Source organism: Bradyrhizobium sp. WYCCWR15520, from assembly GCF_056174665.1.
The window spans coordinates 294,766-318,899 of the sequence record NZ_JBWBWM010000003.1; the positions used below are offsets into that span (position 1 = coordinate 294,766).

The window sequence follows — 24,134 nt, forward strand, 5'->3', positions numbered from 1 at the left end:
TTTTGTTTCCTATTTGCTGGTTCGGGACGCCATGTCGGCGATCGCCTTCATCACGGCGTCGCGGACGCCGGGATCGTACAGCGTGTGGCCGGCGCCCTCGACAAAGCGGATTTCGGCCTCGCGCCAGACGGCCGCGAGGGCGTGCGAAGTCGCGGGCGGACACAGCAGGTCGTAGCGGCCCTGCACGATGATGCCGGGGATTCCGGCGAGCCTTTCCACCTCGCGCAACAACTGGTTCGGCTGCATGAAGCAGTCGTTGGCGAAGTAATGCGCTTCCATGAACGGCGTGGCCGGCATGCCCTTTGACGAATTGAGCGCCGTGAAATCGAGGCGGGTGCGGTGCGGCGTGTGTTCGGAAAGGATACGTTCGGTTTCGCCCCAGGCCCGCGCTGCTGGAATATGCACGTCAGGACTGGAATCGAGGATCCTGCGGAAATAGGCCTGCAGCGGTTGTGCGCGTTCGCCTTCCGGCAGCACGCTCAGGAAGTCCTCGTAGAGTCCCGGATGGAACCGCGGCAGAACCTTGAGAAATCCGTTCTCGATTTCCTCTGTTGTGCCGAGGAAGGTGGCGCGCAGCACGATGCCGGTGACGCGGCCGGGATGGGCCTCTGCATAAGCCAGCGCCAGTGTCGCGCCCCAGGAGCCGCCGACGATCATCCAGCGCTCGAAGCCGAATTTTTCGCGGATCGCCTCCATATCCGCAATCAGATGGGGCAACGTATTGGCTTCGCGGCTTCCCTTGGGACGGCTGCGGCCGGCGCCGCGCTGGTCGAACAGCACCGCATGGAAACGTTCGGGATCGAACAGCCGGCGGTGGTCCGGCTGGCAGCCGCTGCCAGGCCCGCCATGCAGATAGACCGCGGGAATGCCGCTCGCGCAGCCGATGCTTTCGACATAGATGTCGTGACCGTCGCTGACCGCAAGCTGCTCCGACGTCAGCGGTGCAAACGGATCGGCGCGCTTGATGGATTTTCCGGCGTCGGCGTCAGGCGCCATGCTCGCCTTCCGTCTCCAGCGTGCCGCCGGCGAAATTGCGATAGAGGAAGCGGTCCTGGTGCGCGGCGGCCTCGCGTTCGGCCTGCTTGAAGATCTGCTCGTGCATCGGCGACAGCGTGCAGGCCGGGTCGGTATTGCCGGCGTCGCCTGTCAGCGCAAACGCCTGGCAGCGGCAGCCGCCGAAATCGATCTCGCGGAATTCGCAGCTCTTGCACGGCTCGGGCATCCAGCCGGTGCCGCGATAGCGATTGAAGGCTTCGGAGTTCTGCCAGATCCAGGCGATCGAATGGTTCGAGCGGACGGATTCGAATTCCAGCCCGGTAATGCTCTCTGCGGCGTGGCAGGGGAGGACCTTGCCCGCCGGCGAAATGTTGAAGAATTGCCGGCCCCAGCCGCCCATGCATTTCTTCGGCCGCAGCGCGTAATAATCCGGCACCACATAGTCGATGGCGAGAATGCCCTTCAGCCGCGTCGCGGCTTCCTCGACGATCCGGCTGGTCTCCTCGATTTGTTCGAGCGTCGGCATCAGCGCGGCGCGGTTCTTCAGCGCCCAGCCGTAATACTGGACGTTGGCGACTTCGAGCCGGTCGGCGTCGAGATCGACCGCCATCTGGATGATGTCGGAGAGCTGATGCAGGTTCTGGCGGTGCATGACGGCGTTGACCGTCAGCGGCAACTCAAGCTCGCGCGTCCATTTCGCCGCTTCGATCTTCTTCTCATGCGAATTCTTCAATCCGGCGACGCGGTCGGCCACGACGGGCTCGTTGCCCTGGAAACTGATCTGCACATGGCAGAGCCCGGCATCGGCGAGCGCTGAAAGTTTCTCCTTGGTCAGCAGTACCGCGGATGTAATGAGGTTGCTGTACAGGCCGACGTCGGTGGCATGCTGCACCAGTTCCACTAGGTCTTTGCGCGCGGTCGGTTCGCCGCCGGAGAAATGGATCTGCAGCACGCCGATTTCGGCGAGCTCGCTCAAGACCTTCTTCCATTCCTCAGTGGTCAGTTCAGCGCCCGCACGGTCGAGCTCGACCGGGTTGGAGCAATAGGGACATTGCAGCGGGCAGCGGTGCGTCAGCTCGGCGAGCACGGCAAGCGGAATGCCGAACGTCTCTGCGGTCGACCGCTTCTGCTCGAGTACCGCGAGCCCGTCACTGGGCGCGGCGCCGGCTGTCTTGCCATCTGCGAGAATGTCGCTCATGACGTCTTCTCACGCGCTTCGGTCAAAAAACCCTTGTCGGCGAGGTCCTGCAGCATCGCGATGACATCGGTCAAAATCGCCTCGCGCGGCGCGGCGTATTTGGCGGCGAGCCGGTCAATCATCTCGGCGACGCTGCGCACGCCGTCGCAAAGCTGCAGCACCTCGACCGCGATCTCGTCCGGCGCCAGCACCCGCTCCGGCGCCAGGATCACCCATACCTGCCGCGTGTCATCGAATTTCAGCTTGGCGTGCCGCGGCAATTTTGGCCGGCTCGCCTCGCTGACACTGATGTTGCGGCTCAAAGCCATCGGTCGCTAGTCTCCCTTGGGCACGAACGCACCGGGCGGTATGTGGCCCTCGACATAGGCATGATACAGCGCATCGAGCTGAACCCATAGCACATTGGTCTTGAAGATCAGCGCGTTGCAGACCAACTCGCGCTCCGCCGGCGTCTTCGCGTGCGCCTTGACATATTCCAGCGCAAAACCGGCATCGCGTGGCGCCTGCGCCAGCCGGCGGCTGAAATAGCTCATGATGTCAGGATTGACGAAATCATAGTGCTGCAGCATTCCGGAGATGCGCTCTTCATGCAGGTTCGGCGCGAACAGTTCCGTCAGCGAGGAGGCGATCGCTTCCAGCGGCGTCTTGTCGCGACAGAAATGCACATAGGCTTCCACGGCAAACCGCGTTGCCGGCAGGATGCCCTCGGTCGATTCCACGTAGGCACTGTCGAGCCCGAGACCCTCCGTCAGCTTCAGCCAGCGCTCGATGCCGCCTTCGCTGCCCACGTCGCCATCGTGATCCTCGATGCGATGGCGCCACTCGACCCGGGTCGCTCGGTCGCGGAACCGGGAGATTACCATCGCATCCTTCAGCGGGATCGTGCTCTGGTAATAATAGCGGTTCAGCGCCCAGGCCTGCACTTGGCCCTTGTTGAGCTTGCCGCCGTGCAACAGCCGATGGAACGGGTGCAGGCTGTGATAGCGCGTCGCGCCGATGTGGCGGAGCGTCGCCTCCAGTTCCTCGGCGCTATTGAGCGTAAGGCCCTTACCGATCGAGAGCGCAGTCATTCCGCTGGTAGGCACGACATTCACAGCGTGATCTCCGTTCCGTCGGCGGGGATGTGCCAGCCCGCCTGTTCCAGGATTTTGCGTTCGTCCGAGCCGGCGAGCAGAGCAGGATTCGAGTTGTTGATATGCAAGAACACCTTGCGGCCGATGTCGAGGCCGGCGAGGCTCTCGATCGCGCCATGCTCGCCCGACATCGAAATATGGCCCATGCTGTGTCCCGTCTTGGTGCCGAGGCCCTGCACGATCAATTCATCGTCGCGCCACACCGTGCCATCGAAGAACACCAGCGCGGCGCCCGAAAGGCGCGACTTGAGATCGTCGGTCACGTCAGCGCAGGCGGCCAGGAAATAGAAGTACTTGCCGCTGGCCTTGTCCAGAATCCGCAAGCCCAGCGTATCGCCCGCGGCATCGCCACCCGCTGGATGCGCCTTGCCTTCGAGATACCACGCGCCCTTGCCGGGAACCGCGAAGGGAAGGATTTCCATGCCTGATGGCGAGCCGTCGGGCAGGGTGGGCTCGAATGGCTTGTCGACCTCAACCGGCCGCCGCTTCACGTTGTTTTCGCCCAGCACGTTAAAGATGCTGTTGGATCGCAAAATCGCAAGCACCCGCTCATGCGCATATAGCGTAAACGGCGAACCCTCGCGCATCGACAATAGCCCCGCTACCGCGTCGATTTCGCCATTGGTCAGGATCACGCCGGCGATCGGGCTGTGCCTGAGCTGTCCGGCCTTGGGATGAAGCTGCGGCGTCGCGATCAATTGCTGGCGCAGGTCGGGGGAAGCGTTGACGAGATACCAGTGCTCGCCGTCGGTGCTGACCGCGATCGAGGCCTGGGTGCTCTGCAATTCCTGATTTTCGTTCCGTGCCTTCGTGCACACCGCACAACCGCAGTTCCACTGCGGAACGCCGCCACCCGCCGCGGCGCCCAGGACGACGACGCGAAGCATGATCCGTCTCCTGGAGATTCAAACTCGAAGATGCGAACTAATACAAACACCACGAGGTGGACCCCGGGCTCAGACACAGCCCCGCGATCGGGGATGCGTCATGCCCGCAAATCCACCTGCGTGAGAAATGATACGCGCTACCGCTTACTTCCGGGTGGCGCACATATACATGTTGATTTCCATGCCGACCGGCACTTCGACGATTTTCGGCGCTTTCCAGGCCATTTAGCCTCTCCTTTTGCTACCGGACGAACACCGCCCATGCTCTGAAGGTAATGCGGATCAAAAAGTTCGCCAGTTAAATCTTTTTCCCGGAACCCCTAATTGTTATGCTGCGCTGCAAAGAGGTTTCACGGGGTTGTGCGGGGCGTTCCGGTCAAATCAACGTGGGATCAAGCGTTTCGCGGTTGTTCGCAGCGCCGCGAATGGCCAATTCTGGAAGAACGGAGCGCTGCCGGCTCCGGACAAGGAACTTGTGAGACAGCGTGAGACAGTGGCGGCCTCCGGTGGCGGGGCCTTAACGGAATCAGGTTTCAGCCAATGCCGAGATATTATTTCAACACCCGTATCGGCGATGAGCTGATTTCCGATCCCGACGGCGAAGTGCTTGTCGATCCCGATCGCGCCTGGGAAATGGCGCGAGCCATGATCCGGGAACTGCTCAAGACGGATGGCGCCGAGGGAGCGCTTCTCAGCGCCACCATCGAAGTCACCGACGACGATGGCGAGATCGTGCTGGAGTTTCCGTTCGCGGAAGCGATCCTCGATGCACCCGGCGGCTCCATCACCCGGCACTGACGATCGCGCAACCGACGGGTGCCGGAGCTTGCGCAGCATTCGTTGTGGCGGTGCAACCTCAAAGCGCGAAGTTTTCCGATTGCACACTGGCGGAAAAATATCGGAGAGTGCCGGCCGGTAAAGCCTCCGGCGCCGGCATCAAACGACGCCCGCGCGAAGAGAAGGGCTTTCCGCCAGGGAGAACGCCCATGATGAACTATCTGTCGGTGCCGCGCAGCCTGCTGCTGTCTGGTGCCTTCTTGACTGCATTCACGCTCGGCGCCGCCGCCCAGCAGGCGGCCGACCCGCCCGCTGCTGCGCAGCAGCCCGCCGCGCAGCCCGCAGCCGCCCAACAGCCTGCTGCGCCCCCGGCCGCTGCACCATCGACCGCCGCCGCGCCGGCTGCCGCTGCGCCACTTCCGCCCGGCTCGCCGTTGATTGGCCGTCCCGCCGGCAACGAGGCTGCCGCCAAGCTTGCGCCGAATGCGCCGCCGCCCATACCGGCGGCGCCGGACAAATTGCCGACGGCCAAGCTTAAGGTCCCGGCCGGCTTCAACGTCGAGGTTTATGCCGCCGGCATGGCGAACGCCCGCTCGCTCGCGCTCGGCGACAAGGGCACGGTGTTCGTCGGCAGCCGCCTGGTCGACAAGGTCTATGCCATCGTCAACAAGGACGGCAAACGCGAGGTCAAGGTGCTGGCGTCCGGCCTCTACCGTCCGAACGGCATCGCGTTCAAGGATGGCACGCTCTACATCGCCGAACTGTCGAAGGTCTCCAAGATCGAGAAGGTCGAGGACAACCTGGACAACCCGCCGAAGCCGACGGTGATCTTCGACAAGCTGCCCAAGGACGAAGCCCATGGCTGGAAGTTCATCGGCATCGGTCCCGACAACAAGCTCTACGTTCCGGTCGGCCAGCCCGGCAACAACGTGCTGAACAGCGACGAACACGCCCTCATCAGGCGGATGAACCTCGACGGCTCCGGCGCGGAAGTGATCGCCCGCGGCGTCCGCAACACCGTCGGTTTCGACTGGCATCCGGAGACCAAGCAGCTCTACTTCACCGACAATGGGCGCGACTGGATGTCGGAAGACGTGCCCGAGGACGAACTGAACCGTATCACCAAGGTCGGCGAACATTTCGGCACGCCGTACTGCCTGCAGGGCAACATCCTCGACCCCGAATTCGGCTGGGGTAAATCCTGCAGCGACTACACCGCCCCGGTCGGCCTGCTGGGCCCGCATTCCGCAGCGCTCGGCATGCGGTTCTACACCGGCAGCATGTTCCCGAAGACCTACAAGAACGTGGCCATCATCGCCCGGCACGGCTCCTGGAACCGCTCCAGGAAAGTCGGCGGTGATGTCGTCATCGCCAAGCTGAACAAGGACGGCACGATGAAGTCGATGGAGCCGTTCCTCACCGGCTTCCTGGAAGACAACAAATATATAGGCCGGCCGGTCGACGTGCTGCAGATGAAGGACGGCTCGCTGCTGGTCTCCGACGACTGGAACGGCGCCGTCTACCGCATCACCCACGGCAAGCAGAAGGTGGCGGGGAAGTCGTAGTAGATCAGCAACAACCGTCATTGCGAGCGAAGCGAAGCAATCCATTCCGCCACTTGCGGAGACATGGATTGCTTCGTGCTGTCGCTCCTCGCAATGACGGGAGTATCCGGAGTCGGCTGATGCAAAAAACAATAACAGCACTTGTGTTTGCGGTGATTGCAACATCTGTGTCCGCCGAAACCATCGAACAGCGCATCGCGCCCTGCCTTGCCTGTCACGGCGAAAAGGGCCAGTCCGAAACCGAAAACACGCCCTCGCTCGGCGGCCAGCAGGCGCCTTACACGCTGATCCAGCTCTTCATGTTCCGCGAGAAGCTGCGCGTCTTCGAGCCGATGAACGAGATGGCAAAGGCGCTGACCGACGACGATCTTCGCCTGTTCTCGGACTTCATCGCCAAAATGCCGAAGCCTGAGCCGCCAGGCGAAAATGGCGATCTGGCGCGGATGCAGCGTGGCCAGGCGCTGGTGCAGCAGCACCGCTGCGACACCTGCCATAACCCTGATCTGTCGGGGAAGGAAAACGTCCCGCGCATCGCCAACCAGCGCGAAGATTATCTCGCCAAGACGCTTGCCGAGTACAAGGACAACAGCCGCCGCGGCTATGATGCGAGCATGGCTGACGTGATGGCGCCGATCGCGGCAGCGCAGATCGCCGATCTCGCCTATTACATCGCCCATATGCGCTAGCTCTGGCACCGCCTTTGCCCTCCCTCTCCCGACCCTTCGCGGGGAGAGGAGTGCGCGCCCTGCCATTGCCTCCCGCTGGCATTGCCCTGCGCTGGGCGGTGATTTTTGATTTGACGCGTTTTCTTGACGCGAACCGGTTTCCACTTCGCTTGAAAACGCTCTAAAAGGGCGGCTATCAAACGGAGTTTTGCATGCAGGATCTATGGCGTCTGTCGGCTGCGGAAATGGCCTCGCTGATCAGGTCGAAGAAAGTCTCGGCCAGGGAAGCGGCGACCGCGGCGCTGTCGCGGCTCGACGCCGTCAATCCCAAAATCAATGCCGTGGTCGACCACAGGCCCGAGGACGTTCTTGCTCAGGCTTCCGCCATCGATGCCGCCATCGACCGCGGCGAAGACACAGGTCCCCTCGGCGGCGTGCCTGTCACGGTAAAGGTCAATATCGATCAGGAGGGCTTTGCCACCACCAACGGGCTGAAGCTGCAGCGGGATACCATTGCGAAGAGCAACAGCCCGGTGATCGACAATCTGCGCAAAGCCGGCGCCGTCATTCTGGGACGTACCAATTGCCCGGCGTTTTCCTATCGCTGGTTCACCACCAACCTCATCCATGGCGACACCAAGAACCCGCGCGATCCCTCGATCACGCCGGGTGGCTCGTCCGGCGGCGCGGGGGCGGCAGTCGCGGCCGGCATCGGACATATTGCTCACGGCACCGACATCGCGGGCTCGATCCGCTATCCGGCTTACGCCTGCGGCGTGCATGGCCTGCGCCCGACCATGGGGCGCATCGCCGCGTTCAACGCGGCGCTGCCCGACCGCCCGATTGGGCCGCAGATCAGCGCCGTCTCCGGCCCGCTGGCCCGCACCATCGGTGACATCAGGATCGCGCTGGCGGCGATGTCGGCGAAAGATTATCGCGATCCCTGGTGGGTGCCGGCGCCGCTGGAGGGGCCGGCGATGCCTAAGCGCGTCGCGATGTGTCTCAATCCGGATGGGCTCGATCCCGTGCCCGAAGTGAAGGCCGCGGTCGCCGACGCCGGCAAGCGGCTCGAACGTGCCGGCTGGATCGTCGAGGAGATCGCGAACACGCCGCCGCTGCGCGAGCCGGCCGATCTGCAAACAAAGCTCTGGCTCGGCGATGGTTATGAGGCGCAACTGGAAGCGGCCGAACGCGAGGGCGATCCCGGTGCGCTCGCGTGCCTGCGCGGCAACCGCGCAAAAGTGCATCCATTCGATCTGTCGAAGGCACTGACACGGCGCGCGACGCTGACGCGGGAATGGCTGGCGTTCTTCGAAAACTATGCCGTGCTGCTGATGCCGGTATCCGGCGAATTGCCGTTCCCCGATCAGCTCGACCGCAAGGACGATGCGTCGTTCGCGCGCGTCTGGCATGCGCAATTGCCGCAGATCGCCATTCCCTTCATGGGGCTTCCCGGGCTAACGGTCTCCACCGGGCTGGTCGGACGCATTCCGGTCGGCGTGCAACTGGTTTCCGGGCGGTATCGCGAAGATCTGTGTCTCGCCGCGGGCGAGGCGGTGGAAGCCGGGGGAACGCCCTCGGCGGCGATCGAGCCCGCCGGCTGATAGAGAGGACCATGCCAGGCGTTTATGATTTTACGGCGCAGTCGCTCGCCGGCGAAGAGGTTCCGCTGAAGCGGTTTGAGGGGCAGGCGCTCCTGATCGTCAACACCGCGAGTGCCTGCGGATTCACGCCGCAATATAGAGGGCTGGAGCAGCTGCATCGTGAATTCGCGCCGCGTGGCTTTGCGGTGCTCGGCTTTCCCTGCAACCAGTTCGGCGGCCAGGAGCCGGGTGACGCCAAACAGATCGAGGAGTTCTGCACGAGCAAGTATGACGTGACGTTTCCGATGTTCGCCAAGATCGACGTCAACGGCAGCCAGGCGCATCCGTTGTTCAACCATCTGAAGAACGCGAAATCGGGATTGCTGGGTTCGTCGATCAAATGGAATTTCACCAAATTCCTGGTCGACCGGTCGGGTGGGGTGGTCGGGCGTTACGCGCCCACCGCCATCCCCGAGGGATTAAAAAAAGATATCGAGGCACTGCTGTGAACGAGACCAACAAAGCGATGAACGACCAATTCCCCGACCGTCTCTCGGTCGATCCGAACAGCCCGTATTACAATGCCGAGATCCTCGCGCGCGATGTCGGCATTCGCTTCAAGGGCGTCGAGAAGACCAATGTCGAGGAATACTGCATCAGCGAAGGCTGGGTACGCGTCACCGCCGGGAACGCCAAGGATCGTTACGGCAACCCGCTGACCATCAAGGTGCACGGCCCGGTCGAGCCGTATTTCCGCGACAAGCCGAAGTCCTGATGGGATGCACTTTTCGCACCACATGCCCCGGGACAATCAAGGAAATCCCGGGCATGACGAATAGATAGACCATTCAACGAAAGCGCCGCGATCTTGGCCAACACGCTTCCCCAACTCTCGCTTGCGAAGGACAAGATCCGCGTCTTGCTCCTTGAAGGTGTCAACGACAGCGCCGTGCAGATGATCGAGGCTGCCGGCTATTCCAACATGACGCGCCTGCCCAAGGCGCTCGAGGGCGATGCGCTGAAGGAGGCCATCAAGGGCGTGCATCTGCTTGGCATCCGCTCGCGCACGCAAATCACCACGGATGTTCTTGACGCCGCGGACCGGCTGATCGCGGTCGGATGTTTCAGTGTCGGCACCAACCAGGTGGACCTCGATGCCGCGCGCCGGAGCGGGATTCCGGTATTCAACGCGCCGTTCTCCAACACGCGGAGCGTGGCAGAACTCGTGATCGGCGAGATCGTCATCCTGCTGCGCCGGATCGTCGCGCGCTCCAACGCCGCCCATGAAGGACGTTGGGACAAGTCGGCCAACGACAGCTACGAGGTGAGGGGCAAAACGCTCGGCATCATCGGTTACGGCAATATCGGCTCGCAGCTCTCCAACCTTGCGGAAGCGATGGGCATGCGGGTGATCTTCTATGATCACACCGACAGGCTTCGTCACGGCAACACCGAGCCGACCGCGAGCCTGCATGAGCTCCTGGCACAAAGCGACGTCGTGAGCCTGCATGTGCCGGAAACTCCCGCCACGCACGGGATGATCGGGCGCGACGAGATTCGCGCGATCAAGCAGGGAGCTTATTTCATCAACAACAGCCGCGGCACCGTCGTGGACCTCGAAGCGCTTGCCGAGGCGCTGCGCGAAAACAGGCTTCGCGGCGCCGCAGTCGACGTCTTTCCGGTCGAGCCGCGCTCGAACGTCGAGCGTTTCGTCTCGCCGCTGCAGGGACTGGAGAACGTCATACTGACGCCGCACATCGGCGGCTCGACCGAGGAGGCGCAGGAGCGCATCGGCGCCGAAGTCGCGCGCAAGCTGGTCGAATACAGCGATTCCGGCTCGACCATGGGCGCCGTCAACTTCCCGCAGGTTCAATTGCCGCCGCGGCCGTTAGGCACGCGTTTCATTCAGGTGCAGCGTAACCTGCCGGGTATGCTCGGGCGTTTAAACGAAGTGCTGGCGCGTCATGCCGTCAACATCGCCGCGCAATACTACGAGACCGCCCACGACGTCGGCTACGTGGTGCTTGATGTCGACGCGTCGGCCGCCGACGGCCAGCGCGTGCTCGCGGATATCCGGGCGCTGGAAGGCACCATTCGGGCCCGGTTGCTCTATGAGTACAAGACCTGAAACGAATTCCTTGCCGGCAGCCTGTTACGATCAGTTCTCGGACACCAGCCCCTTGTCGATCGCCGCTTGCCGGTTCCTGAAAATCGCCATTGCGGTCTTCATCCGCAGGAAGCCGAATTTGGCGTAGAGCGGCTCGCGGCCGACCACCGAGTAAAGGATGATCTTCGTGTGCCCTTGCGATTTGGCGAGCAGGCGCTCGATGATCTGTTTGCCGAGACCAGTTCCCTGATGGCTCGGCAGGACCGCTACGTCGCAGAGATAGGCGCAGTCGCGTCCGTCAGCCAGGACGCGGCCGGCGCCCACCAGCCGGCCATTGTCGCGGGCAAAGCAGCAGAACATGCTGTTGCCGAACACCACTTCGAGATCGTCCGCATTCTTGTTGCCGAGCGGCGCGGCCCGATAGAGGGCCTCCAGCTCCTGCCAGTCCACGCCCGCCCGGTCGTCGGTCCAGTCTATCGTCATCGCACCGCCTCAATTGGTGAATGCAGCATCGGCTGTCGTACACCATACATCAACGTACGCCACAGCCATTCGACAGGGCCGTACCGATAGCGGCGCAGCCACCACGCGCTGAACAACACCTGTCCGACGTAGACGGCGATGCCGATGGCCAGCGCGCTGGCGGCGCCGAGGCGGCCGAATAGACCGAGGCCGTACCCGTAAAAAATCCAGCCGAAGATTAGGGATTGCGCGAGGTAGCTGGTGAAGGCCATGCGCCCCAGGGGCGCAGCCCAGCCGAGCAACATCTTTCCGCTCTTGAGATTGGCGATGCCGATGATGGCGGCGGCATAACCCAGCGCCAGCAGGATGGTGCCGGAGGCATCACTGAACAAGAGGCCCCTGACATGGCTGAGGATGGTCAGGGTCGCGCCGAGGACAATTCCTACGGCCGCGATCGAGAACATGAGGCCTTGACGCGGAGTTCGCAGGAGGCCTGTGCGCCAGACGTAAGCTCCAAGAAGAAACAGCCCGATCGTGCGCGGAAAAATATAGACATGTAGGGGCAGGATCAGAGGAAGCTCGCGGAGCCGCAAGGCCAGCGCGTCCGCGAATCCGCCGGTTGCATAGACGCGATTTTCCTCGGCGACCGCGCTTGCGATCGTCGCCGTGGCGGGGAACAGTCCCGCCGGCGGGTAGGCCTGCATCAAAAGATACAGCGCCAGGAACGAGAGCGCGCCGCACGCCAGCAGCCAGCGCGGTCCCCACAGAAACGGCAGCACGATTAATCCGGCCAGCGCATATTCTGTCAGGATGTCGCCATACCAGATCAGGCACAGATGAAGCAGGCCGATCGCGAGCAGCACCGCCAGCCGGCGTATGAGAAGGCGCGCGCGTCGCGGACTCGCAGAAAGCCGCTCGAACTGAATGGCAAGGCCCGCGCCGAACAGCATCGAGAACAGCGCGAATGCCTTCATGTCGATGCCAAGAATCAGGATCGTTTCGACGACGCGGTCGACCGGTGATGCAGCGGACTTGGCGGACAGAAACTGCTCAAAGATGGAAACGCGGAATCCCATCACGAGATTGATGGCGAGAACGCCGAACAGGGCAATACCGCGCAAGGCATCGATGGCGTCGATGCGCCGCGCAGGATCGGTCGGCTTCGGCTGCTGTCCCGTGACGCCTTGATCGCTGGCCGGCGTGAGGCCGTCAGAAGCCATGCGTGATGAATTCCAGTTGAGACCGGCGCAGGATGCGCGCCGGCTACGACAGCCGCATATCCAGCAGCCGCCGCCCCTCGCTCTTGAGCAGTTTCTTCACCGCGCCGGAGGCGGCGATTTCGCCCTGGTTGGCGTAGGCCTCGTGGTTCTTCTCGATGTCCTCGAGCCGGTAGAGGTAGTTGACCATGATGCTGGCGGATTCGCGCAGGCCCTTCGGCGAGAGGTCGCCAAGCCAGTCGATCTTTTCCAGCCGCGCGCCGTTGCCGATGTGGAAGCGGGCGACCGAATCGACCAGCCGGCCTTTTGAGGTGCGGGCTTTGAGGAAATAATGCGCCGCCAAGGGCTCCAGCACGGCGCGCAATTGCGCCGTCAGTTCCGCATCCTCGAACCAGTCCGGCTTGTCGAGGGCCTCGAGCAGCGTCCGCTCCTCGTCGTTGAGCGGAACGTCGTCGCCCTTTTTCAGCCATTGCATGAAGCCCGGCACCGGCGACAGCGTGATGAACGTATCGAGCTTGGGCAATTCGCGCCGCAATTCCTCGGCCACCTGCTTGATCAGGAAGCTGCCGAAGGAAATGCCGCCAAGCCCCTTCTGCGTGTTCGAGATCGAATAGAACACGGCCGTGCGGGCGCGATCGATCGGCACCGGCTGACGCTCGGCTGCGAGTAGCGGCGCAATCGCGGTTGGAATTGTCTCGGTCAGCGCGACCTCGACGAAGATCAGCGGTTCGTCGTTGAGTTGGGGATGGAAGAAGGCGTAGCAGCGGCGGTCGACCGGGTCGATGCGGCGGCGCAGGTCGGCCCAGTCGCGGATTTCGTGCACGGCCTCATAGCGAATGATCTGTTCCAGAATATTGGCCGGCGTCGACCAATCAATCCTGCGCAGCACGAGAAATCCCCTGTTGAACCAAGAAGACAGCAGATGCACCACGTCACGGTCGAGCGCGGCCAGATCCTTGTTGCCCTTCATCAGGGCAAGCAGGTCGGCGCGCATCGCCACCAGGTCGCTGGTGCCGCCGGGCGCACGGTTGAGCCGGCGGATCAATTCCTGCCGCCGCGGCTCGGAAGCAAAGTGAAGGTCGCTGGCATCGCTGTCGTTCGGCTGGCTGCGCCAACTTTCGATCGCCTGCGACAGTTTTTCGCGGTCGGGTCCGAAGTCGCGGGCCAGCGTTTCGAAGAAGGTCAGCCGGCCGGCGGCGTCGAGATCGTGGTAGCGATCGAGCACGTCGCGCGCGAGCGCGGTGGCTGACGCTTCGCCGCGGCCCGACAGCAGCGCCTCGCAGAGTTCAAGCAGTTCGGACGAGTCCTGGCGGGCGACCGACGGCTCGCCCCTGCGCAGCAGCGTTCGGCCACGTTCTGAGATCGTCGCGAGAAGGTCGGAGAAAAAGGCGTTGGCCATGCGGTTAAGTCGAATCCAGTGAGGGTGCCGGAATCTTATACAGAATTTAGGGCGGTGCCGATCACAATCAAGCGCATGGACCGTACGGAAATATGTCATGCCTCCGCAAAGGGATTACTCACTCCTTGCCGGCAAATTCCGTCGGGGTTTTGCCGGTAACCTGCCGGAAGGCATGGGAAAACGCAGGCACGCTGGCGTAGCCCAGATCCGAGGCGAGCTGCTTGACCGAGACCCCGGCCTCCGTCGACAGCCTCTCGATGGCGGCTGCAATCCGGGCACGCTGGCACCAGCTCTTGAAGCTCAATTGGGTTTCTGCTGAGAACAGCCGCGACAGCGTCCGCGCCGAGGTGCCGACCTGGCGCGCCAGCGTTTCGATTTCATGGTCGCCGGTCACGTCCGCGAGCACGATGTCGGCGGCGCGCCGGCAGCGCGGCTCATGTGGCAGCGGGATGAAGGTGGCCGAATCCTCCGCCTGGTCGAGCTCCATCATGACCAGCCGCAACAGAAGCTCGGTCCGTTCGCGGTCGCCGCGATCGTCGAACAAAGCGAGGATGGTCTGGTGCAGGAGCGGCGACACCCGCACCACGAATTCCGCATCGAGACTGTGGCTGCGCACTTCGCGCTGCAGCCAGTCGAGTTCGAAATAAAGTGTCCGCATCTCGATATCGGCCAGCACGTCGATCGCATGTTCCGATAGCGCCGGAACCCACACAGCGCGGTCCGGCGGCACCAGCCAGCGGCCTTTCGGCGTCGTCACCTGCATCGTCCCCTTGGCCGCATAGACGAGCTGCGCCTCGCGGTGCATGTGGGTGTGGATCCGGAAGCCCTTCTTGTAGCTGTTGGCGATCATGTGGATGCCGTCGCCGGTCGAGGTGAGGCGCCCGATAATGGCGGCAATTGGCTTTTCGGCGATATTCATTGGCGACATCCCGTCAGGACATCCCCGTATAACCTATTTCTAAACGTTACGGGATTCGGGAATCGACCATGAACAGCCCCAGCCGGGTCATCACTTTCGTCAATGCCGCCCATTTCATCGACCATTATTCGATGCTCATTTTTGCGGCCGCCGTCATCATCATGGGGCCGGCGCTCGGCATGGCCTATTCGGAGCTGTTGCCGTACGCCACCCCCGGTTTCGTCGCCTTCGGGGCGGGCTCGCTGATCACCGGCTGGCTCGGCGACCGCTGGAGCCGGCGCCACATGATGGTGATCTTCTTTTTGGGGATCGGCGCGTCGATGATCGCCGTCGGCTTCGTGCAAACGCCGCTGCAACTCGGGGCGGCGCTGCTGGCAATCGGCCTGTTCGCCTCGATCTATCATCCGGTCGGTACCGCGATGATCGTCTCCTATGCCGACCGGCTCGGCCGCGAGATGGGCCTGAACGGCGTCTGGGGCAATCTCGGCGTGGCGTCCTCGGCGCTGGTCACCGGCGTGATCGGGCAATATCTCGGCTGGCGCTGGGCCTTCATCGCGCCGGGCATCGTCACCATCCTGATCGGCGTCGTCTTTGCGCAGATGGTGGTGCACGAGAACCGCACCGGCACCAAGCAGGCGGCGGCGCAGGCGAGGGTGGCGAAGCAGGACATGTGGCGGGTGCTGCTGGCGCTGCTGATCGTGGTGATCGCGATATCCACGACCTTCAACGCCATCACGGTGGCGATGCCAAAGCTGTTCGCCGAGCGGCTGGCCGGCATGACCAACAGCCCGGCGCTGCTCGGTGTCATTGCGGCCGGCGTCTACGTGTTCGGCGCGATGACGCAATACACCATCGGCAAGCTGATCGATCATTATTCGCTGAAGACCGTGATGCTGCCGCTGTCGTTTCTGCTGGCGCCGTTCATGTATTTCGCGGCGACGCTGTCGAACCTGCCGCTGATCATCGCTTCCATCGGCATCGTGATGGGTGCCTTCGGACAGGTCACCGTAAACGACGCCATGGTCGGCAAATACACTACCGAGGAATGGCGCTCGCGCGCCTATTCGGTGCGCTATTTCGTCGGCTTCACCGCGGCCGGCGCCTCCGTCGGCCTGGTGGCATGGCTCTATGAAAAAGGCGGATTCTCCACCATGCTGCAGGCGTTCGGCGCGCTGTGCTTATTGGTGATCGTGGCTGCGATCATCCTGCCGCAGGAGATCAAGGTGCCTGCGGCGCAAGCCGCGCCGTAGAGCATGATCCGGACCCGCAGGGCCGCGTTAGCGCAAAAGCGGGAACATATTCATTCGATCGTCGGCAGCACCATCTGCAGGTGATGGTTCGAGACCTGCATCAGGCCCTGGAAGGGGTGGCTGAGATCGACGATCAAGAACAGCGCGCTCGATACCGAGAGAGCGAATACGAGCGTAGATACGACGACGATCAGGCCCGGCTCTGCGAACAGGCTGAAGCTGGAGAAGATCACCACCAGCCAGAACACCAGCACGATGAAGAACGGCAGCGGTATCGCATCGTCGGCTTGCGTGAACACCAGAAGCCGTGTCCGGCCCATATCGGTCGTAAGCTGAATAATACGCGCTTTCAGCGAGGTCTGTTCCGCGTTGGACGGTCTGAGCTCTTCGACCGCGCTAGAACCGCTCGGCGGTCTCGCTGACGACGAAGGTCGCTCCGCCAATGACCGCGCCGATCAGGATCGAGGCGAAGGAAGCCAGAAACGCGGCGGTCGAACTCATGGCGTCATGACCCTGTCATGGTGCAGGCGGCTGGTATAAGGGGATATTGCATATCCGGGCGTACGCGCCTCGGCCACCCGCGACGATTTGCTGCGGCGCAATAGCTCGAGGCAGCGAAGCTAAATCGAACAGAACACTTGACCATCGCCACCCTCCTTGTGTGAGGTGCGCGCATGACCCGAATCCGGCTTTTCCTTTGCATCATTGCGATATCGTTGCCTTCGCTGGCGGCAGCGCAGACCATGAATTTCGAAAAAGCGGGGGCCATGCTGGCCGCAAGCTGCGGCAAGGACATCGATGACAATTGCCGCGGCGTCAATCTCGATGCGACGCGCCTGCGGGAGTGCCTGGGCCGCAACCAGGACGTGGTGTCGGCGAAGTGCAAGGCCGATTATCCCCAGGCCCTCGGCGCCATCCAAGCGCGCATTACCGCGCGTACCTCCCTTGTAAAACTGTGCAATTGGGAGCTGAACCGTTTTTGCGGCGAGGTGCGGCAGGACCCCGTCAAGGGACTGCAATGCCTGTTGGAATCGACCAAGAAGGCGACCCCGAACTGTAACAAGGCGATCAGCGCGGCGGGGTATCACTGATGCAGTCGATAAGAGGAAGGCTGCGCGACATCGGCCTTTTGCTGGGCGTCCTGTCCCTGATGGCCTGGCCGACAGCCGCGGCGCGTGCGCAAACCGTGACGTCGACCGCTGATATCATCGAGAAGCTTGCCGTCGAAGCCGAGTTGGATCTCGATCTGGCTGCGTTGCGCCAGCAGGCTGCCGACCGCATCAAAGCGAGGGCGGATGCCCAGCCGCAGAAGCGGCCGCCGATCGCGCCGCAATTGACGAAACTGCCGCAGCTCCGTTTCGACGTCGTGTTCGACCAGGACTCTTCCCTGATCCGGCCGGCCTCCTATCAGACCATCGGCAGCATCGCCGACGCGCTCACGGACCCGAAGACGCGGCCCTACCGCTATCTGATCGTCGACCACGTCGAGTCGGCCGGAAGGCGCGACCATAATCTGATCCTGAGCCAGCGGCGCGCGGAATCGATCCGCGACGTGCTGGTGAACACCTTCAAGGTGGCGCCGAAGCGATTGCAGGCACTTGGTTTAGGCGAAGAACAGTTGCAGGATGTCAATCGTCCGGCGTCGCCTGCCAATGCGCGCGTGCAGATCATTGTTATCGGCAAGTTCGAAACGGCCGAGCCGGCCAAGCCGGCAAGCCCGGCTGCGGCGACACAAAAAGGCGCCGCCGGGGCAAAGAAAAAGAAACAGTGATCATCCGTGAAAGGATGGGCGGCGCCAGCCGCCAGGGGAGGAGCTCCCGATGTTCAATCAACGTTTGCCGGGAATGGCCGGTCTATTGCTGGGACTGACGGTGATGATGACGATGCCTGCCGCAGCGGATGCCTTGAAGAATGAGATCGCGCCGACGGGGAAGTTGCGAGTGGCGATCGCGATCAGTCCGGCCGGCGGCGCGTTCTGGTCGACCAAGACCGATACCGGTTACGCCGGCGTGCCGGTCGATCTCGGCAAGGCGATGGCGGAGCAACTCGGCGTTCCCGTCGAATATGTCGCGCACAACAATTCCGGGCAGATCGTCGATGCGGCATCGAAAGGCACCTGGGACATCACCTTCCTGCCGAAGGATCCCGAGAGGGAAGGGCGGATGTCGTTCGGCCCGATCTATGAGGTTGCTGACGCGACCTACATCGTCAAGCCGGGTTCGACGGTGACGAATTTTGCGACGCTGGATCAACCCGGCATCAAGGTCGCCGCGGTCAACAACACGACCACCATGCGCGGTGCGATCGCGCATCTGAAGAACGCCAAGGTCACGGGCTACCAGACCTATGACGAGATCTTCGGTCTGCTCAAGGCTGGCGAAATCGACGCGTTCGCGCTGTCGCGCGACCAGCTCAACGCCATGGCGAAGCAGATCCCGGGCACCCGCGTGCTGGAGGAAACCTTCAAGCAAACGGTCACGGCGGTCGCGGTGCCGCTCAATCATCCGCTGTCACTCGCGTTCGCGGTCAAGTTTTTGAACGAAGCGATCGCCAACGGCACGCTGCGCAAGGCCTATGACAATAACGGCCTGAAGGACCGGCCGGTGCGGACACAGACGAAGTAGGCCGTGTATCCATAAACTTGGTGACGTGACCCAACGAAGATCATGTCACGCTTTGCCCCGTGAGCGACCAAGCTCGCGGCGGCGCAATGGGCCGCGAAAGCGGACATGGGCAAACTTTTCGGAAATTGCTCAGTCAAGCCTTAATCACTTTCGACTAACAAGGTGGCTGTTACCATCTTAAAGCGAACCACAATGGACACGTTGACGCGTCCTGCAGCGACCACCGGCATCGTGTTCGGCGTTGTTGCCCTTCTCGCGGTGGGCCTCGGCATCTATTGGCTCTTCAATAAGCAAGCAAGGCTGAAACATTTGGCCGAGCTGCGGAAGAGGCTTGATGACCTCAGGCCTACCGATCCTGAATACGGCGCGGTTAGAGCACTTTACACGTCCATGGTTATAGATGCGCACCGCTGGGGCTTCTTTCATTCCGAGACTGGATCAGGCGACGGTAGCGGGAGCGCCCAGCACAGCGGCGACTATCAGGATAGTTCTGGCGGGGGCGGAGATCACTAATGAGTGTAACCGGACATGAGCACAGAATTACTCTGTCAAGCCATAGCAGCGCGGGAAATGGTGTCGTTCACGCATCGAGGCGAACGGTACAGCGTTGAGCCCTACTCGGTTGGATACGAGGAGCAGGATGAGCGCGGCCGGCCGCTCCTTCTCCGCGCATGGCATGAAGTCGGGTGGCGGGATTTCGAAGTCAAGTTCATGAGCCAAATCGAAATTGACGGACAACATTTTACTGCTGGCAGGCAGGGTCATGAGGGGATGACCATCGTCCTCTGCGATGTCCATGGACGTGGCCGGTACAACCGCCTTCCGTAGATTGACCTTCTGGTATGAAAAAGATCTACCAACTGATGCGGCCGAATGGTGTGACATGAAGATCGGGGATCTGGTTGAAGTAGTAGCGGTGCCGGCATCGCTGCCGTCCGGAATGGGCACTCAGGCGTTGTTCGAAGCTTGCGTAGGTCGCGTCTTTCCCATTGAGGGCATCGAAAACGGGCTTCTGGAGTTGCACGTGGGCGAAGTCGTCGGCGAGAAGAACTACATGCACTCCATCTGGATTGAACCGGAATGCGTTCGTCTGCGCCCCTGATGCGGACAATAAGCCGAGAGCGCACAATCATGACCCATGCACGATAGTCTTGTCGGCTGTGGTTTTTACGGCTTGCTGCCGTCCCGGAGATCATTGGCGCGTCTCATCTCCCGCGCAACGTCATCGAATACCTGTGCCAACGAACGACCGTCGTTGGCTGTCATGGCCTTCCGAACCTGTCGTCCGTGCCACGCGATAGTACCGATTATGATTAGGAACGGAAGCCAGGAGACAATCAAACTTACATACCAAGGCACGTCGTTAGTCATGCTCACAACTCCGCTGGCGACTTTCGTGAAAAACGAGGCGCCTTGTCACTTGTTTCGGATCACGGCAGACGGCGCCGGGTGAAGTTTCCATTCGCCTTGGTACTAGCATTCGCGGTCTACAAGAAAGTTAAGCTCGCGCATCAAGTTTTAAGGGGGCGCAATCACTCGTCCGCGTTGGGTCGTTCGGCCAGGACTATCGGCCTGGCTAATGTCCGCTTGGCCCCGTGAGCGACCAAGCTTGCGCGGTGGCGCAATAACTCGCGAAGGGCCACAGGAGAAAGGAGGTGATGCGCTATGCAGTCTTGCGTGGCGCCGCCGTTTTGGCATCGCCGGTATTTGGCGTTCCGGAAGGTTCGATGAGCAACAGGTGTACTTCCTCGCGGGCAACCGGGCGATGCTCGACGCCCTTTGGCACGATGTACATTTCGCCGGGGCCGATCGTGATTGTTCGGTCGCGCAGCTGGATGTCGAGAACGCCCTTCAGGACGAGAAAAAAATCGTCTGTGTCATCGTGTTTGTGCCAAACGAACTCGTCCTTCACCTTCACGACCATGACGTCATAGTTATTGAGTCGCGCAACGGTTCTTGGCGACCAATACTCATTGAACGTGGCCAGCTTGTCGGTCAGGTTGATCTTGTCTCTCATCGTTGAACCTTCCGATCCTTGAGGCAGGCTGACGGTCGAGGTCTGAGGATAGTCCTTACGTCATTCCGGGGCGATGCAAAGCATCGAACCCGAATCCATTGAGCCTCGAACGTACCGAATCGAATCCGGCCCACGCCGTGCGTGCCGCCTCGGAATGACTGATAAGGGCGGGCTGCGCGGCAGGCGCAACATCTGTGCAACTGCACAAATACAAGGCATCGGCCCCAATCGGGATATCCTGCGATAGGGCCATAACCACGTAAAAATGCGCGCTTTTTTAAGCCTTTGGCTCGATTTCGGGTTGGCACATCGATTGCTTAATCCCGTCTCAGTCAATGACGACTGCCGTCCGTTCGGATTGCCAAGGCCAGCGTTGGCCGAAGGCGTTGGGATCAAGCAGCCTCAAGTGAGGCGCTTCGAGCAGTCTTCGGGACCACCTCACGATAGCTCGCGCATCCCAAGTCCCTGATCGGCGTGACCTGCGTCGTTCCGTGCCGTTCAGAGGCGGCGCGGAATTCGTCGCGCATGAGGACGGTAAGATTTTTCACTCAATCGGTGCACGGCTGCGCAGCATCCGGCGCCCTTCAACGTTGTCTCGAAAAGGGGAACAGGAATGGCCTATCTCGCGCCTTCGGAATTCGTGACCAAGATGGTCGACGCCGGAGAATCCAAAATCTTCATGTCGACGCGCGATACGGTCATCCGCGCCTACATGGCCGGAGCGATCCTCGCGCTTGCCGCCGCGTTTGCGATCACCATCAACGTGCAGACAGGCGTGCCGATCGTCGGCGCCGCGCTGTTCCCGGTCGGCTTCTGCATGCTGTATCTGCTTGGCTTCGACCTGCTCACCGGCGTGTTCGTGCTGGCGCCGTTGGCGCTGATCGACAAGCGCCCGGGCGTGACGATCGGCGGCGTGCTGCGCAACTGGGGCCTCGTCTTCATCGGCAATTTCGCTGGCGCCTTCACGGTCGCCGTTATGATGGCGATCGTCTTTACCTTCGGCTGGTCGCAGCCACCGGACAAGGTCGGCCAGGTGATCGGCACGATCGGCGAGAGCCGCACCGTCGGCTATGCCAATCATGGCGCGGCTGGCATGCTGACGCTGTTCATCCGCGGCGTGCTCTGCAACTGGATGGTTTCCGCCGGCGTCGTCGGCGCGATGATCTCCACGCATGTCAGCGGCAAGGTGATCGCGATGTGGATGCCGATCATGCTGTTCTTCTTCATGACCTTCGAGCATTCCATCGTGAACATGTTCCTATTCCCGTCGGGTCTCCTGCTCGGCGGCAAGTTCACCTGGTGGGACTATCTGTTCTGGAACGAGATCCCGACCGTCGTCGGCAACCTCGTCGGCGGCCTCGCCTTCACCGGACTGACCCTGTACGCGACCCACGTCAGGACCGGCCCGTCACGCAGCGCGTCGGCTGCGGCATCTTCGCGGTCGTCTTCCCGCATTGCCGCTTGATCCCAGGATGAGGATGGGCCTCTCCTCGCAAGGGAGAGGCCCATTGTCGTGAAGGGTGGGAATGCCGCGCGAGCTGAAAATATCGGTCGGACAATTTTCCGATAAGGGAGCCAAGGAAACCAACCAGGATTTCCATGGCATCCTGATCCCGGACGAGCCGCTGCTCAGCCTCAAGGGCATAGCCGTCGTGCTGGCTGACGGCATCAGCACGAGCAAGGTCAGCCGGGTCGCCGCGGAATCGGCGGTCAAGGGGTTTTTGACCGACTATTACTGTACCTCGGAATCCTGGTCGGTGCGTACCTCGGCGCAGCGGGTGCTGGAGGCGACCAATTCCTGGCTGCATTCGCAGACGCGCAGCCAGTATGCCTATGACAAGGATCGCGGTTACGTCTGCACGCTCTCCGCCATGGTCATCAAGTCGACCACGGCGCATCTCTTTCACATCGGCGATTCCCGCATCTATCGTCTCTCCGGCAACACGCTGGAGCAACTGACCAACGATCACCGCATCGTCATCTCCTCGCAGCAGAGCTATCTCGGCCGGGCGCTCGGCGTAAATCCGCAAATCGAGATCGACTACCAGATGTTGCGGATCGAGCCGGGCGACGTCTTTGTGCTCGCAACCGACGGCATCTACGAGCATCTGAGCGCCCGTCGCATGGCAAAGGCGGTGAACGAGGGCGGCGGCGATCTCGACGCGGCCGCGAAGGGGATTGTCGACCAGGCCTTTGAAGCCGGCAGCACCGACAATCTCACCGTCCAGATCGTCCGCGTCGATCAAGTGCCCGACGGTGCCGCGGCCGAAGTGTTCGCGCAGCCGCATGAACTGCCGCTGCCGCCGCTTCTGGAGGCGAGGGCGGTCTTCGACGGCTACCGGATCGTCCGCGAGCTTCACGGCTCCAGCCGAAGCCACATCTATCTCGCCGTCGACATCGAGACCGACGCGGTCGTCACCATCAAGATTCCGTCGATCGATCTGCGCGACGATCCCGCTTACCTGAAGCGGTTCATGATGGAGGAGTGGGTGGCGCGGCGGATCGATAGCCCACATGTGCTGAAACCCTGCCTGCTGCAGCGCAAGCGCAACTTCCTCTATGTCGCGACCGAATACATCGACGGCCAGACGCTGACGCAGTGGATGATCGATAACCCGAAGCCGAGCCTTGAGACCGTGCGCGACATCGTCGAGCAGATCGCCAAGGGTCTGCGCGCCTTCCACCGCAAGGAAATGCTGCACCAGGACATCAGGCCCGACAACATCATGATCGACGCCACGGGAACGGTGAAGATCATCGATTTCGGCTCGACCAAGATCACGGGCGTCGTCGAGGCCGAGCCATCAGGCATGCGCAACGACATCCTCGGCACCCAGCAATATACCGCGCCGGAATATTTTCTCGGCGAGCCGGCGACAACGCGCTCGGACCTGTTTTCGCTCGGTGTCATCACCTACCAGATGATGACGGGAAAACTGCCCTACGGCGCGCAGATCGCGCAGGCGCGAACGCGGTCGCAATTCAACAAGCTGGTCTACCGTCCGGCATCGCATGGCGACCGCGACATACCGCAATGGATTGACGGCACGCTGGAAAAGGCCGTGCATCCCAATCCCCTCAAACGCTACGACAGTTTTTCGGAATTTTTGTTCGACCTGCGCCATCCCAATGCGAACTATCTCTCGACGTCGCGGACGCCGCTGATCGATCGCAATCCGCTGCTGTTCTGGAAAAGCACCACGATCGTGCTGGCGCTCGCCGTGATCGTGCTGCTCGCCATGCAGCACATGCATCGCTAGTTCCTGTCATGGCCCGCTTCAGGCGGGGCATCCAGCACTCCGCGTCGTCAGTTTTCCGCCACAACGCCGGCTGCG

28 protein-coding genes are annotated in these 24,134 nt (G+C 62.0%); 15 read left to right on the forward strand and 13 right to left on the reverse strand.

What is annotated here, in order from left to right:
• Positions 1–9 precede the first annotated feature (9 nt).
• From pip to pqqA, 6 genes are all read right to left on the reverse strand, one after another.
• Entirely contained in the window at positions 10–996 is a 987-nt protein-coding gene (gene pip / locus AC0QUY_RS05015) for a prolyl aminopeptidase (protein WP_475386014.1), read from the reverse strand.
• Positions 986–2,194, reverse strand: a complete 1,209-nt coding sequence (gene pqqE, locus AC0QUY_RS05020; RefSeq protein ID WP_475386015.1) for a pyrroloquinoline quinone biosynthesis protein PqqE — start codon at positions 2,192–2,194, stop codon at positions 986–988. Before pqqE ends, pip begins: the two co-directional genes overlap by 11 nt.
• Positions 2,191–2,502 carry a pyrroloquinoline quinone biosynthesis peptide chaperone PqqD gene (gene pqqD, locus AC0QUY_RS05025; protein WP_475386016.1) on the reverse strand — a complete coding sequence of 104 codons (312 nt, stop codon included), beginning with the start codon at positions 2,500–2,502 and terminating at the stop codon, positions 2,191–2,193. The genes pqqE and pqqD overlap by 4 nt, the downstream gene beginning before the upstream one ends.
• A gap of 6 nt (positions 2,503–2,508) precedes the next feature.
• Positions 2,509–3,264, reverse strand: coding sequence for a pyrroloquinoline-quinone synthase PqqC (gene pqqC, locus AC0QUY_RS05030; RefSeq protein ID WP_161856434.1), 756 nt, complete (start codon positions 3,262–3,264; stop codon positions 2,509–2,511).
• A 20-nt stretch (positions 3,265–3,284) separates the two neighbouring features.
• Entirely contained in the window at positions 3,285–4,214 is a 930-nt protein-coding gene (gene pqqB, locus AC0QUY_RS05035; protein WP_475386017.1) for a pyrroloquinoline quinone biosynthesis protein PqqB, read from the reverse strand.
• A gap of 144 nt (positions 4,215–4,358) precedes the next feature.
• On the reverse strand, positions 4,359–4,439 hold the full coding sequence (gene pqqA / locus AC0QUY_RS05040) for a pyrroloquinoline quinone precursor peptide PqqA (RefSeq protein ID WP_057835625.1): 81 nt from the start codon (positions 4,437–4,439) through the stop codon (positions 4,359–4,361).
• 315 nt (positions 4,440–4,754) lie between these two features.
• Here pqqA and AC0QUY_RS05045 point away from each other — a divergent pair, with 315 nt between their 5' ends.
• The 7 genes from AC0QUY_RS05045 to serA all read left to right on the forward strand — a co-directional run bounded on the left by AC0QUY_RS05045 (position 4,755) and on the right by serA (position 10,932).
• Positions 4,755–5,012, forward strand: a complete 258-nt coding sequence (locus AC0QUY_RS05045) for a DUF6894 family protein (RefSeq protein WP_065752821.1) — start codon at positions 4,755–4,757, stop codon at positions 5,010–5,012.
• 188 nt (positions 5,013–5,200) lie between these two features.
• Positions 5,201–6,556: a PQQ-dependent sugar dehydrogenase gene (locus AC0QUY_RS05050; RefSeq protein WP_475386018.1), complete on the forward strand. Its 1,356-nt coding sequence runs from the start codon at positions 5,201–5,203 to the stop codon at positions 6,554–6,556.
• Between the two features lie 119 nt (positions 6,557–6,675).
• Positions 6,676–7,242, forward strand: coding sequence for a c-type cytochrome (locus tag AC0QUY_RS05055; RefSeq protein ID WP_475386019.1), 567 nt, complete (start codon positions 6,676–6,678; stop codon positions 7,240–7,242).
• Between the two features lie 191 nt (positions 7,243–7,433).
• On the forward strand, positions 7,434–8,825 hold the full coding sequence (locus AC0QUY_RS05060) for an amidase family protein (protein WP_475386020.1): 1,392 nt from the start codon (positions 7,434–7,436) through the stop codon (positions 8,823–8,825).
• A gap of 11 nt (positions 8,826–8,836) precedes the next feature.
• Positions 8,837–9,313: a glutathione peroxidase gene (locus tag AC0QUY_RS05065; protein WP_475386021.1), complete on the forward strand. Its 477-nt coding sequence runs from the start codon at positions 8,837–8,839 to the stop codon at positions 9,311–9,313.
• A 17-nt stretch (positions 9,314–9,330) separates the two neighbouring features.
• The gene (locus tag AC0QUY_RS05070; protein ID WP_161856436.1) at positions 9,331–9,579 is read left to right on the forward strand and encodes a DUF3297 family protein; all 249 of its coding nucleotides are present in this window, start codon (positions 9,331–9,333) and stop codon (positions 9,577–9,579) included.
• 93 nt (positions 9,580–9,672) lie between these two features.
• The gene (gene serA, locus AC0QUY_RS05075) at positions 9,673–10,932 is read left to right on the forward strand and encodes a phosphoglycerate dehydrogenase (protein WP_161852287.1); all 1,260 of its coding nucleotides are present in this window, start codon (positions 9,673–9,675) and stop codon (positions 10,930–10,932) included.
• A gap of 30 nt (positions 10,933–10,962) precedes the next feature.
• Here the strand turns inward: serA and AC0QUY_RS05080 are convergent, their stop codons facing one another.
• From AC0QUY_RS05080 to AC0QUY_RS05095, 4 genes are all read right to left on the reverse strand, one after another.
• The gene (locus AC0QUY_RS05080; protein WP_161852288.1) at positions 10,963–11,394 is read right to left on the reverse strand and encodes a GNAT family N-acetyltransferase; all 432 of its coding nucleotides are present in this window, start codon (positions 11,392–11,394) and stop codon (positions 10,963–10,965) included.
• Positions 11,391–12,593: a DUF418 domain-containing protein gene (locus AC0QUY_RS05085; protein ID WP_161852289.1), complete on the reverse strand. Its 1,203-nt coding sequence runs from the start codon at positions 12,591–12,593 to the stop codon at positions 11,391–11,393. Before AC0QUY_RS05085 ends, AC0QUY_RS05080 begins: the two co-directional genes overlap by 4 nt.
• Before the next feature lie 43 nt (positions 12,594–12,636).
• Entirely contained in the window at positions 12,637–13,989 is a 1,353-nt protein-coding gene (locus AC0QUY_RS05090) for a malonyl-CoA decarboxylase (RefSeq protein ID WP_475386022.1), read from the reverse strand.
• A 118-nt stretch (positions 13,990–14,107) separates the two neighbouring features.
• Positions 14,108–14,908 (reverse strand): AraC family transcriptional regulator, encoded by an 801-nt coding sequence (locus AC0QUY_RS05095; RefSeq protein WP_161852291.1) that lies wholly within the window; start codon positions 14,906–14,908, stop codon positions 14,108–14,110.
• 68 nt (positions 14,909–14,976) lie between these two features.
• Between AC0QUY_RS05095 and AC0QUY_RS05100 the strand changes: the two genes are divergently transcribed.
• Positions 14,977–16,158, forward strand: coding sequence for an MFS transporter (locus AC0QUY_RS05100; RefSeq protein WP_161852292.1), 1,182 nt, complete (start codon positions 14,977–14,979; stop codon positions 16,156–16,158).
• Positions 16,159–16,208: 50 nt separating this feature from the next.
• Here AC0QUY_RS05100 and AC0QUY_RS05105 read toward each other — a convergent pair whose 3' ends face one another.
• Positions 16,209–16,601, reverse strand: coding sequence for a bestrophin-like domain (locus AC0QUY_RS05105; protein ID WP_161852293.1), 393 nt, complete (start codon positions 16,599–16,601; stop codon positions 16,209–16,211).
• A 231-nt stretch (positions 16,602–16,832) separates the two neighbouring features.
• Between AC0QUY_RS05105 and AC0QUY_RS05110 the strand changes: the two genes are divergently transcribed.
• The 4 genes from AC0QUY_RS05110 (at position 16,833) to AC0QUY_RS05125 (ending at position 19,295) form a co-directional block, all read left to right on the forward strand.
• Positions 16,833–17,249 carry a hypothetical protein gene (locus AC0QUY_RS05110; protein ID WP_246738594.1) on the forward strand — a complete coding sequence of 139 codons (417 nt, stop codon included), beginning with the start codon at positions 16,833–16,835 and terminating at the stop codon, positions 17,247–17,249.
• Complete coding sequence (locus tag AC0QUY_RS05115) at positions 17,249–17,929, forward strand: OmpA family protein (RefSeq protein ID WP_161852294.1); 681 nt, start codon at positions 17,249–17,251, stop codon at positions 17,927–17,929. Before AC0QUY_RS05110 ends, AC0QUY_RS05115 begins: the two co-directional genes overlap by 1 nt.
• A 106-nt stretch (positions 17,930–18,035) precedes the next feature.
• Positions 18,036–18,782, forward strand: a complete 747-nt coding sequence (locus AC0QUY_RS05120) for a transporter substrate-binding domain-containing protein (protein ID WP_371419462.1) — start codon at positions 18,036–18,038, stop codon at positions 18,780–18,782.
• Between the two features lie 192 nt (positions 18,783–18,974).
• Positions 18,975–19,295 (forward strand): hypothetical protein, encoded by a 321-nt coding sequence (locus tag AC0QUY_RS05125; RefSeq protein ID WP_161852296.1) that lies wholly within the window; start codon positions 18,975–18,977, stop codon positions 19,293–19,295.
• Between the two features lie 27 nt (positions 19,296–19,322).
• Here the strand turns inward: AC0QUY_RS05125 and AC0QUY_RS05130 are convergent, their stop codons facing one another.
• The gene (locus tag AC0QUY_RS05130; RefSeq protein ID WP_161852297.1) at positions 19,323–19,580 is read right to left on the reverse strand and encodes a hypothetical protein; all 258 of its coding nucleotides are present in this window, start codon (positions 19,578–19,580) and stop codon (positions 19,323–19,325) included.
• Here AC0QUY_RS05130 and AC0QUY_RS05135 point away from each other — a divergent pair.
• Positions 19,579–19,884, forward strand: coding sequence for a hypothetical protein (locus AC0QUY_RS05135; protein WP_246738595.1), 306 nt, complete (start codon positions 19,579–19,581; stop codon positions 19,882–19,884). The genes AC0QUY_RS05130 and AC0QUY_RS05135 overlap by 2 nt on opposite strands.
• 561 nt (positions 19,885–20,445) lie before the next feature.
• Here the strand turns inward: AC0QUY_RS05135 and AC0QUY_RS05140 are convergent.
• Complete coding sequence (locus tag AC0QUY_RS05140; protein ID WP_161852298.1) at positions 20,446–20,799, reverse strand: cupin domain-containing protein; 354 nt, start codon at positions 20,797–20,799, stop codon at positions 20,446–20,448.
• A gap of 613 nt (positions 20,800–21,412) precedes the next feature.
• On the opposite strand from AC0QUY_RS05140, the gene AC0QUY_RS05145 reads away from it, so the two are divergent.
• Together AC0QUY_RS05145 and AC0QUY_RS05150 are read left to right on the forward strand one after the other, a co-directional pair.
• Positions 21,413–22,264 carry a formate/nitrite transporter family protein gene (locus AC0QUY_RS05145; RefSeq protein ID WP_161852299.1) on the forward strand — a complete coding sequence of 284 codons (852 nt, stop codon included), beginning with the start codon at positions 21,413–21,415 and terminating at the stop codon, positions 22,262–22,264.
• A gap of 61 nt (positions 22,265–22,325) precedes the next feature.
• Positions 22,326–24,059, forward strand: a complete 1,734-nt coding sequence (locus AC0QUY_RS05150; protein ID WP_161852300.1) for a bifunctional protein-serine/threonine kinase/phosphatase — start codon at positions 22,326–22,328, stop codon at positions 24,057–24,059.
• Positions 24,060–24,134 lie beyond the last annotated feature (75 nt).

What these genes read in the sequence shown, in the direction of transcription:
- pip (WP_475386014.1), bottom strand. Translation starts at nt 996, where the DNA reads ATGGCGCCTGACGCCGACGCCGGAAAATCCATCAAGCGCGCCGATCCG.
- pqqE (WP_475386015.1), bottom strand. Translation starts at nt 2,194, where the DNA reads ATGAGCGACATTCTCGCAGATGGCAAGACAGCCGGCGCCGCGCCCAGT.
- pqqD (WP_475386016.1), bottom strand. Translation starts at nt 2,502, where the DNA reads ATGGCTTTGAGCCGCAACATCAGTGTCAGCGAGGCGAGCCGGCCAAAA.
- pqqC (WP_161856434.1), bottom strand. Translation starts at nt 3,264, where the DNA reads ATGACTGCGCTCTCGATCGGTAAGGGCCTTACGCTCAATAGCGCCGAG.
- pqqB (WP_475386017.1), bottom strand. Translation starts at nt 4,214, where the DNA reads ATGCTTCGCGTCGTCGTCCTGGGCGCCGCGGCGGGTGGCGGCGTTCCG.
- pqqA (WP_057835625.1), bottom strand. Translation starts at nt 4,439, where the DNA reads ATGGCCTGGAAAGCGCCGAAAATCGTCGAAGTGCCGGTCGGCATGGAA.
- AC0QUY_RS05045 (WP_065752821.1), top strand. Translation starts at nt 4,755, where the DNA reads ATGCCGAGATATTATTTCAACACCCGTATCGGCGATGAGCTGATTTCC.
- AC0QUY_RS05050 (WP_475386018.1), top strand. Translation starts at nt 5,201, where the DNA reads ATGATGAACTATCTGTCGGTGCCGCGCAGCCTGCTGCTGTCTGGTGCC.
- AC0QUY_RS05055 (WP_475386019.1), top strand. Translation starts at nt 6,676, where the DNA reads ATGCAAAAAACAATAACAGCACTTGTGTTTGCGGTGATTGCAACATCT.
- AC0QUY_RS05060 (WP_475386020.1), top strand. Translation starts at nt 7,434, where the DNA reads ATGCAGGATCTATGGCGTCTGTCGGCTGCGGAAATGGCCTCGCTGATC.
- AC0QUY_RS05065 (WP_475386021.1), top strand. Translation starts at nt 8,837, where the DNA reads ATGCCAGGCGTTTATGATTTTACGGCGCAGTCGCTCGCCGGCGAAGAG.
- AC0QUY_RS05070 (WP_161856436.1), top strand. Translation starts at nt 9,331, where the DNA reads ATGAACGACCAATTCCCCGACCGTCTCTCGGTCGATCCGAACAGCCCG.
- AC0QUY_RS05080 (WP_161852288.1), bottom strand. Translation starts at nt 11,394, where the DNA reads ATGACGATAGACTGGACCGACGACCGGGCGGGCGTGGACTGGCAGGAG.
- AC0QUY_RS05085 (WP_161852289.1), bottom strand. Translation starts at nt 12,593, where the DNA reads ATGGCTTCTGACGGCCTCACGCCGGCCAGCGATCAAGGCGTCACGGGA.
- AC0QUY_RS05090 (WP_475386022.1), bottom strand. Translation starts at nt 13,989, where the DNA reads ATGGCCAACGCCTTTTTCTCCGACCTTCTCGCGACGATCTCAGAACGT.
- AC0QUY_RS05095 (WP_161852291.1), bottom strand. Translation starts at nt 14,908, where the DNA reads ATGAATATCGCCGAAAAGCCAATTGCCGCCATTATCGGGCGCCTCACC.
- AC0QUY_RS05100 (WP_161852292.1), top strand. Translation starts at nt 14,977, where the DNA reads ATGAACAGCCCCAGCCGGGTCATCACTTTCGTCAATGCCGCCCATTTC.
- AC0QUY_RS05110 (WP_246738594.1), top strand. Translation starts at nt 16,833, where the DNA reads ATGACCCGAATCCGGCTTTTCCTTTGCATCATTGCGATATCGTTGCCT.
- AC0QUY_RS05115 (WP_161852294.1), top strand. Translation starts at nt 17,249, where the DNA reads ATGCAGTCGATAAGAGGAAGGCTGCGCGACATCGGCCTTTTGCTGGGC.
- AC0QUY_RS05120 (WP_371419462.1), top strand. Translation starts at nt 18,036, where the DNA reads ATGACGATGCCTGCCGCAGCGGATGCCTTGAAGAATGAGATCGCGCCG.
- AC0QUY_RS05125 (WP_161852296.1), top strand. Translation starts at nt 18,975, where the DNA reads ATGGACACGTTGACGCGTCCTGCAGCGACCACCGGCATCGTGTTCGGC.
- AC0QUY_RS05135 (WP_246738595.1), top strand. Translation starts at nt 19,579, where the DNA reads ATGGACGTGGCCGGTACAACCGCCTTCCGTAGATTGACCTTCTGGTAT.
- AC0QUY_RS05130 (WP_161852297.1), bottom strand. Translation starts at nt 19,580, where the DNA reads ATGGACATCGCAGAGGACGATGGTCATCCCCTCATGACCCTGCCTGCC.
- AC0QUY_RS05140 (WP_161852298.1), bottom strand. Translation starts at nt 20,799, where the DNA reads ATGAGAGACAAGATCAACCTGACCGACAAGCTGGCCACGTTCAATGAG.
- AC0QUY_RS05145 (WP_161852299.1), top strand. Translation starts at nt 21,413, where the DNA reads ATGGCCTATCTCGCGCCTTCGGAATTCGTGACCAAGATGGTCGACGCC.
- AC0QUY_RS05150 (WP_161852300.1), top strand. Translation starts at nt 22,326, where the DNA reads ATGCCGCGCGAGCTGAAAATATCGGTCGGACAATTTTCCGATAAGGGA.